This window comes from Pedobacter sp. SL55, from assembly GCF_026625705.1.
Lineage (GTDB): Bacteria > Bacteroidota > Bacteroidia > Sphingobacteriales > Sphingobacteriaceae > Pedobacter.
Window position 1 is genome coordinate 968,167 of sequence record NZ_CP113059.1, and the last position, 16,685, is coordinate 984,851.

Here is a 16,685-nt window from a genome sequence, read left to right on the forward strand (position 1 = left end):
TGTTAAGTTGAAATTTAAACTTCTTGTACTTAAAGTAGTTTACTTTTCCGTAATTAATAATTCTTATTTCTTATTAGTTTTTAAGTTAAATTCTCTTTGCGCTAGCTCATGTGGCCCAAGACCAGATTTAAGCACAATTAATTGTCCACGAGGACTTGATAACCAAGTTGCAAATCCCGTGCCTAAACCGCTCGTTCCTTCGGCATTAATGATATAAACATTTCTAAGAAATGGATATTTACCATTAATTAAATTCTCTTGAGTAGGCTTGTAATAAGCGTCTGCGTTCTTTTTACCTGCCAAATTTTTAACAGCTAATGTTTTTACATTGGCTAAAAACGGCGATGGGTTTTTAACATTTTTTAACAACCAGTTTACTCCAATAACTCCTACGTAACCTTTATTTTCGGCTACGTACTTAATTACATCGTTGGTTGTTTTTAACGTATAAACTCCCGATTTTGGTAATTCTTTAATACCTGCAGAGTCTATAAAATATCTAATGGTGCTTGAATAGGCATTGTCAAAAACCAACTTTTTACCAGTTGTAGAACTACCTTTCATGATCTCATAAGCTTCTGCTACAGTTATTGTACTGTCTGCATCTGCTTTATTCGCAATCAATGCCAATCCATCTATTGCAAATCTATCTACATAGATAGGGCTCTGTCTTTTTTTATAAAACTGTTCTTCTTCTGGTTTTAGCATCCTAGACATTACCAGCATCTTCACATCTCCACTTCTAAACTTTGGCAATATCTCGTTTTCGTTACCCACTATGGTATTTACCGTTGCATCTGGATAGTCAGATTTAAAAACAGTAATCTGCCTATCTAAAATTCGAGCATAACTTTCGTCTACCAATATTGTTGTACTTCCAGAAGTTCTTTTTTCGCCTACTTCATCGCTATTTGTTTTTCTGTTGCAAGAAAACAAAGACAAGGCAAGCGTAGCGAGCACTAAACTAGATACTATTCTCATTCTATTTTATTATCTCTTACTATCCTAAAAAACCTAATTGCAGCATAAATTACCAAAACAATACCAAAGGCTACACGATATTCTTGAGGAAATTTTTGAGGATCTAAATGAATTACATCACCAAAAAATACAACTATTACGGCAATTGTACAAAAAAGTACAATCATCGTAACCCCTAAAATAAGCAGAAATCGCTGTTGAGGCGATTTCTGCGTTGAATTATCTGAATTTAGCATCTTGACACTAAATTATTGTTGCAAAGTAAATGCGATAGGCATATTGTATTTTACCCTTACAGGTTTACCATTTTGCATTCCTGGGTTCCATCTTTTACTAGACTTAACTACCCTAACAGCCTCCTCATCGGTACCGTAGCCTAATTTTCTGTCAACTTTTACATCGGTAACAGAACCGTCTTTCTCTACAGTAAACGAGATAAATACCTTACCTTGGATATTGTTCTCTGCAGCCATTGGCGGGTACTTTAAGTTATCGCCAATGAATTTGTAAAACTTATCCATACCGCCTGGATAGGTTGGAGGATTTTCCATACTCACAAAGCTGTAAACGGTGTTATCTTCTACCACAACAGCTTGTTTAGGGCCTTCGCCAGCAGCAGTAATTTGTACTACATCTGCAGTTGGGTCACCTTCCATGGTCTTTTGTCCTGGATCTGCTTTCTTCAAATCCTCAACGGTTGGCGGTTTCTCGTCACGTACCTCGTTATCCGGTTTTACAATCGGCGGAGGGAACTTGATTTGATCTTGCTTTGGTGGAGGTGGCTCTACCGGAGGAGGTGTTTTAACCTCTGGGTTAATTGGTGGAGGTGGTTGCATAATTACCTCCCTTATTGTCTCTTCAGGTTCTACCGGCCCCATTCCTTTAAGCAACGAATAAATTTTCGGTGTAAAGAAAAGAAAAACGAAAACCGAACCTGCAAGGAGCAATGACTTAGTTGTATTCCAAGAATTTTGTTGGCGAAGCTTGTAAGCTCCGTAACTTTTATTCTTGTCTTCGAACACTACGTCTATCCAACCTCTATTATATAAATCTATTTTAGACATTGTTCAATTTTTTAATTGTTAATAATCACTACCAAATCCCGTTAGATTTCATAAACTCTTTCTCACCATCCAAAATATGACTAGGATCGTCATCAACAGCAGGCGCACTGATGTTGGTTTTTGTAATAGCGATTTCATCCATGATATCTACAAAGTTTTTATAGGTAGAGCCATCTGTAGGCTTCACTATAATTACAATATCGCGACCGGTTTTATCCTTTACATCTTTTTTGTTTTTCAACAATGAAGCTTCGATATCACCAAAACCTTCGATGGTTGGTGCATTGGTTGCCGAGGGCTGTCCCATGTACCAAGCAATTTTATCGTTTTTGCCCAATAAGATGGTCATTGTTTGCGACTCCTTTAATTCTAATCTGTTTTCATCTTTGGCATCTTTATCTGGCTTGGCTATTTCCATAGCTGCTGGTTTAGATAATGATGTTGTTAGCATGAAGAACGTGATTAGCAAGAAAGCCAAGTCAACCATTGCAGTTAAATCTACCTTGGTAGCCTGCTTCTTGGTTCTTACTTTGCCGCCTTTTTTACCTCCGCCGGAGGAGGTGTCTAATTCTGCCATAGCTTATATGATTATTCTCCGCCGCCTTCCGACGATGTAATTAAACTAAATTTGTTAATTTTTTGGTTTTGGAAAACTTCTACCACCTTACGTACTACTGGATATTCGGTTTTACCATCACCTTTTATGGCCGCGTTTAAGTCGATACCATAAATTTCGCCATTAGCCATACGAGCTTCTTTTAACCAATTAAACAGCTCGTTGTTTTTGGTAGAATCTAACGGAATACCCGTTTGTAAACCAGACTTTTCACGTTGAGGACCATCCATTGCCAAAAACTGCTTTAGGTTTCCAATAGGAACTCCGAAGGCTGGCAGTACAGAAAAACGCTTAAGCTCTTCTTCTGTAAATTGAAGCCCGTAAGAAGCACCCATTTTTTGTAAAGTTGCTCTCTTCACATCCTGTCCAACGATGTCTAAAAATACTTTGCCCTTTCCAACGCTAACAATTACCACTCCTTTGTCTGGCAATTTATATTGCACGGTAGACGATGGTGTTGCAATCTCTAGCGGATCTGGTTGGCGGGCAGTAGCTGTTAAAATAAAGAACGTAAGTAATAAGAACGACACGTCGCACATGGCAGTCATATCGATCGAAGTTTACTGGTTCTTTTTACCTTTGCTTTTGCCATAATTAAATAATTATCTAAATCTTTTTATTAATGATGTTAATTGTTCCGGTTTTCCATAAAGCCGGGAAAAGATTTTTAATAATTCTTATTTATGGGTACTAGCGTAAGTTTGAACGATGCTAAATCCAGCCTCATCGATAGCGTAAGTTAACTTATCGATTTTTGAAGTAAGGATATTGTACATGATAATCGCTAAAGTAGAAGTACCGATACCAGTAGCTGTACACATTAACGCCTCAGAGATACCTACCGCTAATGCTGCTTGATCTGGAGCTCCAGAGTTAGCTAAACCTGCGAAGGCCTTGATCATACCAGTTACTGTACCTAATAGACCTGTTAATGTACCGATAGATACTAATGTTGCAATTACAGTTAAGTTTTGCTCTAACATTGGCATTTCTAAAGTAGTTGCTTCTTCAATATCTTTTTGAATAGCTAATACTGATTGCTCTACGTCTAATCTTGAATCAGATTCTACTTCGCTATATTTTTTCAAGCCAGACTTGATTACGTTAGCTACTGAACCTTGTTGTTTGTCGCACTCGGCGATAGCAGATGAAATGTTGTTAGTTTTCAAGAAACCTTGAATTTTAGTAACGAAAGCTTGTAAACTTCCTTTACCTGTTGCTTTACCAATAACAATCATACGCTCTACAGAGAAAACGATTGTCATTAATAATAGACCAATTAAGATTGCCACGATAGGACCACCTTTATAAGCCATACCTGCGTAGTTACCTTGTTTAGGTAGGTTATCTACGTTGTTGTCAATAAAGTTGTTTGCATCACCTAAAACAAATTTGAAGATACAGATACCAATAATGATACAGATAGGAATAACTAACGTTGCAAATAAGTTAGATGCCGACGAGCTACCCTCGTTTTTAGCTGGTGTAGGTTTTGGTGCGTTTGCCATTTTTTTTTGATTTTTTAGTTTAGCATTTGTTTTTTAAATTTCAAAATAAATATAAGTTAATACACAACGCAGCCCAGGCCGAATTGTTGCGGAAGCAAATTTATAATTTTGATTTAAATTACAAATTAAATATTCGTTACACAATTAATTCGTTACTCAAGCCAACGAAGCGTTCTTAACTAAAAAAGATTGCCTGTGAGGCAATCTTAACGCAATTAAAACTAAAAATTTAATTAAATGCAAATTTTTGAAAGAAAAAAAGTGTTACACCTCAATTTCTATCAAGTTTGGCATTCCTTTTTTGAGTTCATCATCAGCAAAAGCTTCGAATTCCTTAAAGTTATCTAAAAATGCCTGAGCGAGTTCATTTGCTTTAATATCGTAATTATTGGCATTTCTCCAAGTGTTTCGCGGGTTTAAAACCTCTGCCGGAACATTTGCACAACTTACGGGCATAGCGAGACCAAAAACAGGGGCGAAAGTAATAAAATCTACCTTTTCTAGCTCTCGGTTAAGCGCTGCCGTAATCATAGCCCTTGTGTAAGCTAGTTTCATTCTGCTGCCCACACCATAAGGGCCGCCGCTCCAGCCCGTATTTACCAGCCATACATTTACTTGATGCTTTTTCATTTTTTCGCCCAATAGCTTGGCGTAAGCTGTTGGGTGTAAAGGCAAAAATGCTTTACCAAAGCAAGCAGAAAAAGTTAATTGCGGCTCGGTTACACCGGTTTCTGTACCAGCAACCTTTGCTGTATAGCCAGAAATAAAATGAAACATTGCTTGTGCAGGAGTTAACTTTGAAATTGGAGGCAAAACTCCAAAAGCATCTGCGGTTAAAAAGAAAATATTTTTTGGAACGGGTGCTACCGATGGCTCTAAAGCATTATCAATGTGGTTTAATGGATAAGCCACACGGGTATTTTCCGTTTTTTCGATATTTGCAAAATCTACATTTCTGGTTTCAGAAAAATAATTGATGTTCTCTAGTAGTGCCCCAAATTTAATAGCATTGAAGATTTGAGGTTCTTTTTCTGCTGTTAAATCTACACATTTTGCGTAGCAGCCTCCTTCAAAATTAAAGATGGTTCCTTCGCCCCAACCGTGTTCGTCATCGCCAACTAATGCCCTATTCGGATCGGCAGATAAAGTTGTTTTTCCCGTACCCGATAAGCCAAAAAACACGGCAGTATCTCCATCCTTACCTACATTTGCCGAACAATGCATTGATAAAGTATTTTTTTCTTTAGGCAAAATGAAATTAAGCACAGAGAATATTCCTTTCTTAATTTCGCCAGTATAGGCCGTACCACCTATAAGAATAATTTTTTTAGAGAAATTAAGAATAGAAAAGTTTTCTTGCCTGGTACCATCCGTTGCTGGATTAGCTAAAAAAGATGGAATGGCGATAATTGTCCACTCTGGTTGGGCTGGTATTTCTTCTTCGCCATATCTTAAAAAAAGATTATTGGCGAATATATTTTGAAATGCATGCTCGGTAATAACCCGAATGCTAGTGCTATAATTTTTATTGGCACAGGCATAAGCATCTCTTACGTACACTTCTTTATCACTTAAAAAGGATAGCATTTTTTGATAAAGCGCATCAAAATGTTGCGTACTTATTTTAATATTGATATCTCCCCACCAAACGCTTTCGTTGGTTACATCATCGGCAACGATAAATCTGTCTTTAGGAGAACGGCCTTTAAATTTTCCTGTATCAATTGCTAAAGCACCAGAATCGGCTAGTGTGCCCTCTCCATTTTTGATTGCTTCTTCAACTAACTCTGGAATACTTAGCTGATATTTGAATTGCAGCGAAGCCAAACCTAGATAATCTAACTGAGGTTTTTGGATACTATATTTGGTCATATTTTTGGTTTAAATATGGGCCAAAGCTAAGGAGATATTTACGCAAAAAATGCCAATTTTAGATAAAAATTTTACTTATTGTGGCATTTACACTAAGAATTAAAACACTGAATAACAGTTGATTATAAATAAAAATTAGCCTCCAGATTTCTTTACTTTATAGCCTTCTTTTTGAAGAAATAAAAATGCTTTTTCTTTAAAATCTCCCTGCAAAATAACTTCTCCATCTTTAGCGCTTCCGCCTACCCCACATTTTGTCTTCAAGGTTTTGGTTAATTTCTCTAAATCGGCATCTGTACCCACAAAGCCAGTAATTAAAGTTACTGTTTTGCCACCGCGATTTTTGCGATCTAGCATTACCCTTAAATCTTGTTGCGCATTGGGCAAGGTTTCTTGCGCTACGGCTTCTTGATTTTCATAAACAAAATCTGGATCGGTAGAAAACATGATGCCTCCAAAATCATTTAGTGTATTTTTCTTTTGTTTGCTCATATTGATAGGGGTCAGGAACTAGGTGTAAGGGATTAGTTTTAATTGCTTAATATCTTTAACGATGCTGGCACTATTTTTATTTCTAAATTTTCGCCAAGCTGTAGTGGTTCTCCATCTAAATGTACCGCATCTGGGGCATTTCTTTCTATTTTGATATGCTTTCCTCTAATAATTTTTACCAAACTAGATTTATGCGTTTTTGCGGTAATCATTTGAAAAGCCAAAACAGGTAGTTTTACCAAAGATATAGGATGGATAATGCAAACATCTAAATAGCCATCTGTTAAAGACGAATCTGGAGAGATATACACATTGTTCCCGTACTGTGAGGAATTGGCAATGCTTATAGCGAAAGCGTCTTTATCGTATTTCACGCCATCAATTTCTATACGATAAGGCTGAGCTCTATAAGTAGTAATTTCCTTAAAACCCAATTCTACATAGCTTTTTAGGCCTCTTTTTTTATTTCCCGCAAAAACAGAACTCAAATGCGCATCGAAACCCATGCCAGCCATGTTGAAAAATTTTTTACCGTTTAATTCTGCGGTATCGATGACTTGGTGTTTACCAGTATTGATTAGCGAAATTGCTTTTTGCGCAGTTAAAGGGATGTTTAAAAACCTAGCCAATCCGTTACCCGAACCGAAAGGAATGATGGCCAATATTTTATCGCTGTGCACTAATTTACTTGCTACCTCGTTAATGGTACCATCGCCGCCAACGGCTACAATGATATCGTAATTTTTCTTTTCGGCTTCTTCTGCTAACTCTGAGGCGTGCCCAACATATTCTGTAAAAGTATAAATGGGCGCAAATTTTTGCTTATCAAGATATTGATCTATTAAAGCAGGTAAACTCGATTTCTTTTTTCCGCCAGAAATTGGGTTGATAATAAAAAGGATATTGGATTTGTTTACCGACATAAATAATTAGCACACAAAATAATCGATAATTTTTGAGTATTAAAATTTATTGTGGTAGTTTTGCACTGTTAAAGTGGACTGATTTGCTATTTCCGTAGAGCGTTAAGTATCGGAACTGATTGCAACCACGTAAAAAAAAGTGCTAATATGTTTCTACACTTCTATTTACAACCGTAAGGGTGGATCTTTGCCATTTTAACTTTTATTGCTTTTTTAATTAAATAAAAACTTAAAATGTCGTATTTATTTACATCAGAATCGGTATCTGAAGGTCACCCAGATAAAATTGCTGACCAAATTTCGGATGCTTTAATCGATAATTTTTTAGCCTTTGACCCAGAATCTAAAGTGGCTTGTGAAACTTTGGTTACTACAGGCCAGGTTATTTTAGCTGGCGAGGTAAAATCTAAGACCTATTTAGATGTGCAACAAATTGCCAGAGATGTGATCAAGAAAATTGGTTACACCAAAAGCGAATATATGTTCGAAGCAAACTCTTGTGGTGTACTTTCTGCAATTCACGAGCAATCTCAAGATATTAACCAAGGCGTAGATAGAACTACCAAAGAAGAGCAAGGTGCTGGCGACCAAGGAATGATGTTTGGTTACGCAACCAACGAAACCGAAAACTACATGCCATTGGCACTTGATTTATCTCATGCTTTGCTGAGAGAATTGGCTGTTTTGAGGAGAGAAAATGCTGAAATTACTTATTTACGCCCTGATGCTAAATCTCAAGTAACCTTAGCATATTCGGACGATAACCAACCGCAAAGAATTGATGCGATTGTGATTTCTACGCAACATGATGATTTTGTGAAAGCTAAATCTGAATCTAAAGCAGATAAAGATGCCGCAAACGATGAGATGTTGGTTAAAATCAAGAGTGATTTAATTTCGATTTTAATTCCGAGAGTTAAAGCTAAATATCCGCAATATGCGCATTTATTTAATGATGATATCACTTATCACATTAACCCAACAGGTGTGTTTGTTATTGGTGGCCCACATGGCGATACCGGCTTAACTGGTAGAAAAATCATTGTAGATACTTACGGTGGTAAAGGTGCTCACGGTGGTGGTGCATTCTCTGGAAAAGATCCAAGTAAGGTAGATAGAAGTGCTGCGTATGCCACACGCCATATCGCTAAAAATTTGGTTGCTGCAGGTTTATGTGATGAAGTTTTGGTACAAGTTTCTTATGCTATTGGTGTTGCCAAACCTACTTCTATTAATGTGGTAACTTACGGCACTTCAAAAGTTGGTTTAACTGATGGAGAAATCAGCAAGAAAGTAGAGGCGATTTTTGATATGCGCCCTTACTTTATTGAACAACGTTTAAAATTAAGAAACCCAATTTATAGCGAAACTGCTGCTTATGGGCACATGGGCCGACAAGCTGAAACGGTTACTAAATCTTTCAAATCTCCAAGCGGAGAAGAGAAAACAGTAACGGTTGAGTTATTTACTTGGGAAAAACTAGATTACGTAGACCAAGTTAAAACTGCTTTCGGTTTATAATAATATGCCGTCATTTCGACGAGGTACGAGGAGAAATCTAGCTATTATTGATAACATCTCGTTAGATTTCTCTCTGCGCTCGAAATGACGGCAACTTTTAAATCCCTTTAGCCTTCATAAAGAACTTTTCTTCATCAAGCAGATATTTATCATCTATCGCATAAGTATTTATTTTATTGATGCTCATCTCATCAACTACATCTACAAAGTTTTTATAAACAGATGTACTTGTAGGTTTAATAATTACATACATTGCTTGATCTTTCGACGCCTTATGGGTTTCGGCTACTATCTTTTGATTAGCGAGTAAAGTCTTTCTAATTTCTGAAAGATTAGCCACCCGCATTGGGCTTTTAGATGCCTCTCCCAGATAGTAAACCACTTTATCATCCTTACCCAGCAAAACAGTTAAAGTTCTAGAGGCTGGCCAAGGTTCCAATTTCTCTATTGTTGGCACGGGGTCTGGCTTAGCAATCTCCATCGCATTCATTTTACCCAACGAAGTAGTGAGCATAAAAAATGTAATGAGCAGAAACGCCAAATCTACCATTGCGGTTAAATCAACTCCGGGAGTAGGTTTTCTGGAGCTTCCTCTTACGGCCTTGCCGCCTTGAGGAACATTAAGTGTTGCCATCTTTTTTTAGTTTAGTTTTAAGGATGATGACAATTGCAAGCGCTTTTCATAAAAAAAGCGATTAAAATTTTAATCGCTCTCTATCTCTTTTATTTTACCGCACTTATAACGCCACAACCTATTCTTGGACCAGAGTTGCCGGTGGGTTGTGTTACATAATCATCGGTACCGCCGTGTACAATGATACCTCTGCCAATGATATTTTTTACATCTCCATCGGCAATGCTCCACCTAAAAGTGCTTATCGAAATTTTAGCATGGCCTTTACTGTCTAATTGAATGTTCCCTATATCTCCCGAATGGTAACTATCAGAATCCCATTTACCATGCGATTCAGCGGTTGGATTCCAATGTCCATGCGTATTCTCTCCCATGTTACCACAATCGCCATGTTCGTGGAAATGCACTGCAACAGTACTATCCACACGCTCGGGCATATTAATTTCTAAATCCATTTTGATTTTCCCATCTGCCATTTGAAAAAATTTAGCAGAACCAATTGGCTGGTTAGTTGCCGTTGAGTTTAAAACGGAATTAGCTACCTCTCGCTCTTTATTAGCGCATGAAGTTACAATTGTTGATAAACCTAAAGCTAAGTATAAAATGTAATTTTTCATTTTTCTAATATTAAGATAAAACTGATTTAAGTAGATAAATGAGCTTAATTTGACCAGGTTTAAGCAGAACAACGTATAACTATATTAGTTTTATAAAATGTATTTTAAAAACAAAACCATTCTTATTTAGGGTTGTTTTACATATAAATCAAGATGTAAACGTTATGGAACAGCCAGCAGAAATGAATACCCTTAGTCAGATTTTAGAAAAGTTGAGAAAAAAGGGGATAGATAACGAATTAAAAATGACCGACCACGGTAAAATGCAATCTAAAACTTTAGATAAAATATATGCACCCGAAGATTTGAACATCGTTAAAACTTACAGGTTTGAAGGAATGTCGGATCCGGGAGATAATTCTGTATTATACATGGTAGAGGACAGCGACAAGAATATGGGTTATATTTTAGATTCTTACGGTGCTTACTCTGATAATGATGGGCCAGCATTTGCCGATTTCTTGAAGAAAATCAATACGGTGGATAGAGACGAGCAAGAACTTTTTAGATAGAAAATTATCTGTTATTGAAGAGGCTGTATCAAAAATGATGATATGAATTTGCTAGCGAAATAATATTTTGAAAGTTGTCATGCTCAGGTCTACGGGCATTGTAAAGCAAAATTTATTTTAATTTAAACCGCTTTACAATTCCCGCCTTTGCGGGAATGACGATAACGCCAAGTTTAACTCTTTTAAAATTATGCCTTTCTTATTTTGATACAGCCTCTTCGTTTTTAATATCCACTATCATCTAATGCAAAAGTATTTTTCCTTTCCTTCCATTTTCCCTGAGTGAAATCTGGAAATTCTTGGGGCTTATTCCCCTCCTTTAATGATTTGGTAGATAGCGGTGTAATTACACTCATGGTTACCGAATCATAAACATCTATTGGCGTTTGTTTTTTATCTCTCACTGCGATGATAAAAGCGTTGAACACAAACCAATCCATGCCACCGTGCCCTGCACCTAAAGCATTACTTTCATATTTTTTCCAAAGTGGATGATCGTACTTTTTAAACCAATCTTCGGCTTTATCCCAAGCGTGTGGTTTAGAAACGCCTTCAATATGCACCGATTTATTTACATCCATCCACAAACCATCTGTACCTTGTATTCTAAAACCTAGTGAATACGGACGTGGCAAATGCGTATCATGCGTTAGCATTACCGTTTCGCCATTGGCACAATTTAACAAAGTGGTGGTCACGTCGCCATTTTTATAATTGATTTTCGCATTTGGATGCCCAGGCGACTTCTTCTCGACATAATCTGCCAAACCCTTCGCTTTGGAACTGAACGATACCAAATTTGTAAACCTATTTCCTCTATTAATATCTACACATTGCATAATTGGCCCCACACCATGGGTAGGATATAAATCGCCATCTACATCGATGTTGAACTGGGTGCGCCATTGTGCTTCACTTAAAGCTTTGGGGCCAAACTCTACCCCACCGCCATAATATTGCTTGCCATTATTAAATAAAACTTCTCGCAAATCGTGCTGGTAGCCACCTTCCAAATGCACCAATTCGCCAAAAATCCCTTGCCTAACCATATTTAATGCTGCCAAAACATCTCTACGGTAGCATACATTTTCTAAAGTCATGTAAGGCATTCCCGTTTTTTCTGATGTTCTTACAATATCCCAATGCTCTTTAACGGTTAGTCCTGCAATTACTTCACAGCCCACATATTTACCCGCATTCATGGCATAAATGGATTGCTCGTGATGAAACTGCCACGGTGTAGAAATAATGATAGCATCAATATCTTTTCGATCTACCATCGCTTTGTAAGCATCTAAACTGCCTGTGTATTCTTTTGCCGCAGCTCTACCAGATTTAGCAATGGCTTCTCGGCATATTTTAAGTGAGCTTTCTTGCGTATCGCAAACGGCAACAATCTCTACATCATCCCTTAACAAGCCTTCTTTGATGTGGTTCATGCCCCTTGCGCCAACGCCAATATAGCCCAAACGCACTTTTTGGTTATCTTTTGCAAATAGAGCACCCGAAGGCAAAATGGTAAAGCCTGCTGATGCAATAGCCCCAGTTTTAATAAAATTTCTTCTTTCCATACAGTTGGTTTATTTGTGGTTGTATTTATGGGCTTAAATTAAAAAAAATGATAGACGAAATCTAATTGCGCCATACATTTTCGACAATAAAAACGCAACCGATTTTGATTGTTAACTTTTGGCTAAAGCCATCTTCCTATTTTACCTACACCCTTGACTAAAGCCAAGGGCAATTAGCTTATCGTCTTACTTGCCTATTAGAGCTAGAACCAAAGACAATGAACTCATCTCTACATATCATTGTTTCATATTTTTACTGATAGCTATTTGATGGGAATCTTTTGGCTTTAGGCTAAATCTTAGAAAATTTTCCTAACCTAATCGAAGTAAAAATGTTTGCTAATTATCTATTTCCTATTTTTGATTTATTAATGAGCAAAACCACTACCTATACTATCTCTAAACTTCCACTTGATGTTAGGTTTGCTAACAAAGTAACGAGTATAGATTTTACACCGTACACCCAAAAAGAAACTTTAAGCAGGTTATATCAAGAAAGTGCTACAATAGTAATAAAAATTAAAACCGACTACAGAAACCACTATCAAAAAGAGCTTAAAATAAAAAATGCTTCATTTATTGCCGAAATTTGGGGACATTTAGCTGCCTATCGCCTGGCACTGTGGATGCAGCGAAACATTAAATTATGGCCTGTACAAAAGCTTGCAAAGTTTGTAGCTTTTAGAAGCGGCGTGATAGATTGCGGCGAGGGTAGTGTAGACACCAATCGTTGGTTTTGGGATATATTGGCCAGACTATTTTTTAGTAAGTACAAATAGCTGAAGATTCTAAACTACCAAAAACATGAACTTTTCAACAAAACAAAATTGAGCTTTTTAACAAAGCAGTATTCGGTTTTTATGTAGACTTTTGTGATATAAATTAATCATCTATTGATGAAAAGAATCCTAAAAATACTTAAAGCAACTATGATATTCTTTATAAGTTTAGCCCTAATATTGGCTATTTCTACCTATTTCTATATGCGCCTACCCAAATTTGGCAAAGCGCCCAGCGGCAAACGTTTAGCGCTTGTACAACAATCTCCCAACTATAAAGATGGCAAGTTTCAAAATTTTCACTACACGCCAGATTTAACGGAAGGCTATTCGATGCTGGGCATTATGTTCGATATGTTTTTTAAAACCCATCCGAGAAGGAAACCTGTAGACAGCATTCCATCGGTAAAAACAGATTTATTGAATTTACCTGTAGACTCTAATGTGTTGGTTTGGTTTGGGCATTCCTCTTACTTTATGCAAATTGAGGGTAAACGTTTCTTGGTAGACCCTGTATTTAGCGGCAATGCTTCTCCTATTCCAGGCACTACCAAATCTTTTAAAGGTGCAGATATTTACAGTGTGGCCGATTTGCCCAACATCGATTACTTAGTGATTAGCCACGACCACTATGATCATTTAGACTACGAAACGATTATCGCCCTAAAAAATAAAGTAGGCAAGGTAATTTGTGGCTTGGGCGTGGGCGAACATTTTGAATATTGGGGATATGCTCCACAAAATTTAATTGAAAAAGATTGGCATGAAAAAGTGGATTTAGGCAATGGTTTCGTTTTAAACACCGTTCCGGGCAGGCATTTTTCTGGCCGCGGATTTAAACGAAACAACACTTTGTGGACTTCTTACCTACTGGAAACACCTAAGGGTAAGATATTTATTGGTGGCGATAGCGGCTACGATACACACTTTGTGGAGATTGGCAACAAGTTTGGCCCTATTGATTTGGCTATTTTGGAAAACGGCCAGTACAATGTAGCTTGGCAGGCCATACATACCCTACCGCAAGAAACAGTACAGGCAGCGAAAGATTTAAAAGCGAAACGGTTTTTCCCGGTACATTCGTCTAAATTTATGTTAGGCATGCACCCATGGGACGAACCTTTAAACGAAGTAAGTAAAATAAATAATGGCGAAATCCCGATAGTTACGCCTATGATTGGCGAAGTAGTTAACCTAAACAACGAAAATCAAGTATTTACACAATGGTGGAGAGGAGTTAAATAATGGAAATTAAAGGCATTGAAATTACTTCTTGCTACATTGGGCCAGAAATTTCTCCCGAACATTTTATACCCGAGCACTTGTTTATGTTTTTGGCCAAAGGCGATGTTTCTGGCTATGATGGTCATCAAAAATATACCATGAAAAGCGGCGAATACTGCTTGGTTAGGAAAAACCATTTGGCAAGATACACCAAGCAAGAAGACAATGGCGCTTTTGATAAAGTGGTGGTGGTATTTGATGAAGATTTTTTACAGCAGTTTCAGCAAAAACATCAAATTAAAAGGACTGGAAAAGCAGCCAAAGGGGCTTTTTACGAACTTACTAAAACAGCATTGGTGCCCAACTTTGTAAGCTCACTGATGCCTTACTACAATGGTTCTCACCAAATAGATGGCGCTTTTGAGCAAGTAAAAAAGGAAGAGTTACTGTTAATTCTGTTGCAGACCAATGCAGATTTGGTAAATGTACTCTTTGATTTTGGTATCCCAGAAAAAATAGACCTAGAGATTTTTATGAACCATAACTACAAATTTAACGTGGGTATGGAACGTTTTGCCTATTTAACTGGCCGCAGTTTATCGTCTTTTAAAAGAGATTTTGTGAAGATTTTTTCTGAAACTCCCAATCGTTGGCTAATTAAGAAAAGATTGAAAGAGGCGCATTTCCTTATCCAAAAGAAAAAACAAAAACCTACAGAAATTTACCTCGATTTGGGCTTCGAGGATTTGTCTCATTTTTCTTTTGCCTTTAAAAAGTTGTTTGGCTATGCACCTACCAAGTTGGCGGAGTAGGATTTTATCCTATAAATGAAAGCGTCCTAAACCTTCATCGTTTAAGAGCGCTTTCTTCATTACCTTTCTATTTCTGTTTATCTACAATGCTTTTTACCAGTTCATTGATATAAACTTCAATGTTATCGTAAGCGGTGCTTAAATCTCTGCCATTAGCATTTGCCTTATTGGGGTCTAGCTTTTTACTGATTTCCCATTCATCTGGCATGCCATCGCCATCGGTATCTTTTGGTGCCGGCAATGTGGCAAGAAGCGGCCAACCGCCAACATCTGCTGGACGATCTATGATGCCAAATCTACTCAACGCATCGCCACTAGAGCCATCTGCGGTGTAAGTTTTGTTTGTAACATGGTTGATGATCCGCTGGTCTACCGCATCTCTTTTAAAACTAGCACCGCCAATTTCCAATATTTTAGCATAGGCAATTTCGGCGCTGTGGGTAGTAACGTTGTTGTTTATTTCGAGTGGAGCATTTAATTTCATTGCGGCCTTGTCTTGCGCAGAAACAGTTCCGTATTGCGAATGAAATTGGTTGTATACTCCGTAAGTCCAATTGTCGTTGGTTACATTTGCTCTGCCCTCCACCACGTTACCGCTAATGAAAAACTTGCCCCATTTGTCGTAAACCGCTGCTGTAGGTTCCTTATTTTTATCAATGGAGAAAATTCTATCGATAGTACCACTTTTGGTTGCCGGCCCTGGTTTGTAGTAGTTATTAACGATGTTGATATTCATAGCTTCGCCGCCGTAGGTACTGTTGTTGCCCCAATTATACACCACATTGTTGCGGTAATCTACCAAATCGGTTAGTGCATAAGCACTGTTTGCCCGCTCGCCAAAACGTGGGTTACGGCTATCGTGGTTAGCCAATAAATTGTGATGGAAAGATGCGTTTTTACCACCCCAAATACCTCCGTAACCATGTGCGCCTTTGCCATGTGCAGAGTTTCTTAAACTTTCTGAAATGATGCACCATTGTAGGGTAAAGTTGTCGTTATTGTAGAACGACACACACTCATCAACCGACCAGCTCATAGAGCAGTGGTCTACCATGATATCTCTGGATTCAAAAGCGCCAATGGCATCGGCTTCTACGCCACCCTCATCGCCCATTCTAAAGCGCATAAAGCGGATAATGACATTGCTTCCCTGAATAACAACTGGATGTTTTTTTAAGGTAATACCATCGCCGGGCGCAGTTTGCCCAGCAATGGTAATATCGTTGTTGATGATTACTAAACGACTGTTTAACTCGATAGTGCCACTAATTTCGAAAATTACAATTCTTTTCCCCGAAGCTTCTACGGCAGCCCGTAAACTTCCCAAACCCGAATCATTTAAATTGGTTACTTTAATTACACGGCCGCCGCGGCCGCCAGTAACATCCTTGCCAAAGCCCTCGGCTCCGGGAAAAGCCAATGGCTGCTCGGTAACTAATATCGGTTTGGGTGCTGGGTCTATGGTATCGTCATTTTTTACTGTTTTCTTTTTACAGAACATAAGGAAACAGGCTAGTAAACAAATACCAATTGTTCGAAAAAAGGTCATCATCATCTCT

The 16,685-nt window shown here is 37.8% G+C and carries 18 protein-coding genes; 5 read left to right on the forward strand and 13 right to left on the reverse strand.

The features are described 5' to 3' along the window. Positions 1–63: 63 nt before the first annotated feature. From OVA16_RS04355 to OVA16_RS04395, 9 genes are all read right to left on the reverse strand, one after another. Complete coding sequence (locus OVA16_RS04355) at positions 64–981, reverse strand: PstS family phosphate ABC transporter substrate-binding protein (RefSeq protein WP_267763722.1); 918 nt, start codon at positions 979–981, stop codon at positions 64–66. Further along, a complete protein-coding gene (locus OVA16_RS04360; RefSeq protein ID WP_267763723.1) occupies positions 978–1,148 on the reverse strand; it encodes a hypothetical protein in 171 nt (56 codons plus the stop codon). The genes OVA16_RS04355 and OVA16_RS04360 overlap by 4 nt, the downstream gene beginning before the upstream one ends. A gap of 81 nt (positions 1,149–1,229) precedes the next feature. After that, positions 1,230–2,045, reverse strand: coding sequence for an energy transducer TonB (locus OVA16_RS04365; protein WP_267763724.1), 816 nt, complete (start codon positions 2,043–2,045; stop codon positions 1,230–1,232). A 28-nt stretch (positions 2,046–2,073) separates the two neighbouring features. Next, positions 2,074–2,622, reverse strand: a complete 549-nt coding sequence (locus OVA16_RS04370; RefSeq protein WP_267763726.1) for an ExbD/TolR family protein — start codon at positions 2,620–2,622, stop codon at positions 2,074–2,076. 11 nt (positions 2,623–2,633) lie between these two features. Then, the gene (locus OVA16_RS04375; RefSeq protein ID WP_324288519.1) at positions 2,634–3,209 is read right to left on the reverse strand and encodes a biopolymer transporter ExbD; all 576 of its coding nucleotides are present in this window, start codon (positions 3,207–3,209) and stop codon (positions 2,634–2,636) included. 129 nt (positions 3,210–3,338) lie between these two features. Next, a complete protein-coding gene (locus OVA16_RS04380) occupies positions 3,339–4,169 on the reverse strand; it encodes a MotA/TolQ/ExbB proton channel family protein (RefSeq protein WP_267763727.1) in 831 nt (276 codons plus the stop codon). 264 nt (positions 4,170–4,433) lie between these two features. Beyond that, positions 4,434–6,041 (reverse strand): phosphoenolpyruvate carboxykinase (ATP), encoded by a 1,608-nt coding sequence (gene pckA, locus OVA16_RS04385; protein WP_267763728.1) that lies wholly within the window; start codon positions 6,039–6,041, stop codon positions 4,434–4,436. A 135-nt stretch (positions 6,042–6,176) separates the two neighbouring features. Next, entirely contained in the window at positions 6,177–6,533 is a 357-nt protein-coding gene (locus OVA16_RS04390; protein WP_267763729.1) for a translation initiation factor, read from the reverse strand. A gap of 38 nt (positions 6,534–6,571) precedes the next feature. After that, the gene (locus OVA16_RS04395; protein WP_267763730.1) at positions 6,572–7,456 is read right to left on the reverse strand and encodes a diacylglycerol/lipid kinase family protein; all 885 of its coding nucleotides are present in this window, start codon (positions 7,454–7,456) and stop codon (positions 6,572–6,574) included. Between the two features lie 234 nt (positions 7,457–7,690). On the opposite strand from OVA16_RS04395, the gene metK reads away from it, so the two are divergent. Next, positions 7,691–8,977 (forward strand): methionine adenosyltransferase, encoded by a 1,287-nt coding sequence (metK, locus tag OVA16_RS04400; protein WP_267763731.1) that lies wholly within the window; start codon positions 7,691–7,693, stop codon positions 8,975–8,977. Between the two features lie 97 nt (positions 8,978–9,074). On the opposite strand, the gene OVA16_RS04405 is transcribed toward metK, so the two are convergent. Both OVA16_RS04405 and OVA16_RS04410 read right to left on the reverse strand, forming a co-directional pair. Next, the gene (locus tag OVA16_RS04405; protein ID WP_267763734.1) at positions 9,075–9,611 is read right to left on the reverse strand and encodes an ExbD/TolR family protein; all 537 of its coding nucleotides are present in this window, start codon (positions 9,609–9,611) and stop codon (positions 9,075–9,077) included. A gap of 89 nt (positions 9,612–9,700) precedes the next feature. Continuing rightward, entirely contained in the window at positions 9,701–10,228 is a 528-nt protein-coding gene (locus tag OVA16_RS04410) for a superoxide dismutase family protein (RefSeq protein WP_267763736.1), read from the reverse strand. A 164-nt stretch (positions 10,229–10,392) separates the two neighbouring features. Between OVA16_RS04410 and OVA16_RS04415 the strand changes: the two genes are divergently transcribed. Further along, on the forward strand, positions 10,393–10,740 hold the full coding sequence (locus tag OVA16_RS04415) for a hypothetical protein (protein WP_267763738.1): 348 nt from the start codon (positions 10,393–10,395) through the stop codon (positions 10,738–10,740). A 224-nt stretch (positions 10,741–10,964) separates the two neighbouring features. Here OVA16_RS04415 and OVA16_RS04420 read toward each other — a convergent pair whose 3' ends face one another. Further along, entirely contained in the window at positions 10,965–12,311 is a 1,347-nt protein-coding gene (locus tag OVA16_RS04420) for a Gfo/Idh/MocA family protein (protein ID WP_267763739.1), read from the reverse strand. Positions 12,312–12,643: 332 nt separating this feature from the next. Here OVA16_RS04420 and OVA16_RS04425 point away from each other — a divergent pair, with 332 nt between their 5' ends. From OVA16_RS04425 to OVA16_RS04435, 3 genes are all read left to right on the forward strand, one after another. Continuing rightward, on the forward strand, positions 12,644–13,090 hold the full coding sequence (locus OVA16_RS04425) for a hypothetical protein (protein ID WP_267763741.1): 447 nt from the start codon (positions 12,644–12,646) through the stop codon (positions 13,088–13,090). 117 nt (positions 13,091–13,207) lie between these two features. Beyond that, complete coding sequence (locus tag OVA16_RS04430) at positions 13,208–14,335, forward strand: MBL fold metallo-hydrolase (RefSeq protein WP_267763742.1); 1,128 nt, start codon at positions 13,208–13,210, stop codon at positions 14,333–14,335. Further along, entirely contained in the window at positions 14,335–15,126 is a 792-nt protein-coding gene (locus OVA16_RS04435) for a helix-turn-helix domain-containing protein (RefSeq protein ID WP_267763745.1), read from the forward strand. Before OVA16_RS04430 ends, OVA16_RS04435 begins: the two co-directional genes overlap by 1 nt. Before the next feature lie 67 nt (positions 15,127–15,193). Here OVA16_RS04435 and OVA16_RS04440 read toward each other — a convergent pair whose 3' ends face one another. After that, a complete protein-coding gene (locus OVA16_RS04440; protein ID WP_267763747.1) occupies positions 15,194–16,627 on the reverse strand; it encodes a pectate lyase in 1,434 nt (477 codons plus the stop codon). Positions 16,628–16,685 lie beyond the last annotated feature (58 nt).

Coding starts and splice junctions, on each gene's coding strand:
- OVA16_RS04355 (WP_267763722.1), bottom strand. CDS start 981: ATGAGAATAGTATCTAGTTTAGTGCTCGCTACGCTTGCCTTGTCTTTG.
- OVA16_RS04360 (WP_267763723.1), bottom strand. CDS start 1,148: ATGATTGTACTTTTTTGTACAATTGCCGTAATAGTTGTATTTTTTGGT.
- OVA16_RS04365 (WP_267763724.1), bottom strand. CDS start 2,045: ATGTCTAAAATAGATTTATATAATAGAGGTTGGATAGACGTAGTGTTC.
- OVA16_RS04370 (WP_267763726.1), bottom strand. CDS start 2,622: ATGGCAGAATTAGACACCTCCTCCGGCGGAGGTAAAAAAGGCGGCAAA.
- OVA16_RS04375 (WP_324288519.1), bottom strand. CDS start 3,209: ATGACTGCCATGTGCGACGTGTCGTTCTTATTACTTACGTTCTTTATT.
- OVA16_RS04380 (WP_267763727.1), bottom strand. CDS start 4,169: ATGGCAAACGCACCAAAACCTACACCAGCTAAAAACGAGGGTAGCTCG.
- pckA (WP_267763728.1), bottom strand. CDS start 6,041: ATGACCAAATATAGTATCCAAAAACCTCAGTTAGATTATCTAGGTTTG.
- OVA16_RS04390 (WP_267763729.1), bottom strand. CDS start 6,533: ATGAGCAAACAAAAGAAAAATACACTAAATGATTTTGGAGGCATCATG.
- OVA16_RS04395 (WP_267763730.1), bottom strand. CDS start 7,456: ATGTCGGTAAACAAATCCAATATCCTTTTTATTATCAACCCAATTTCT.
- metK (WP_267763731.1), top strand. CDS start 7,691: ATGTCGTATTTATTTACATCAGAATCGGTATCTGAAGGTCACCCAGAT.
- OVA16_RS04405 (WP_267763734.1), bottom strand. CDS start 9,611: ATGGCAACACTTAATGTTCCTCAAGGCGGCAAGGCCGTAAGAGGAAGC.
- OVA16_RS04410 (WP_267763736.1), bottom strand. CDS start 10,228: ATGAAAAATTACATTTTATACTTAGCTTTAGGTTTATCAACAATTGTA.
- OVA16_RS04415 (WP_267763738.1), top strand. CDS start 10,393: ATGGAACAGCCAGCAGAAATGAATACCCTTAGTCAGATTTTAGAAAAG.
- OVA16_RS04420 (WP_267763739.1), bottom strand. CDS start 12,311: ATGGAAAGAAGAAATTTTATTAAAACTGGGGCTATTGCATCAGCAGGC.
- OVA16_RS04425 (WP_267763741.1), top strand. CDS start 12,644: ATGTTTGCTAATTATCTATTTCCTATTTTTGATTTATTAATGAGCAAA.
- OVA16_RS04430 (WP_267763742.1), top strand. CDS start 13,208: ATGAAAAGAATCCTAAAAATACTTAAAGCAACTATGATATTCTTTATA.
- OVA16_RS04435 (WP_267763745.1), top strand. CDS start 14,335: ATGGAAATTAAAGGCATTGAAATTACTTCTTGCTACATTGGGCCAGAA.
- OVA16_RS04440 (WP_267763747.1), bottom strand. CDS start 16,627: ATGTTCTGTAAAAAGAAAACAGTAAAAAATGACGATACCATAGACCCA.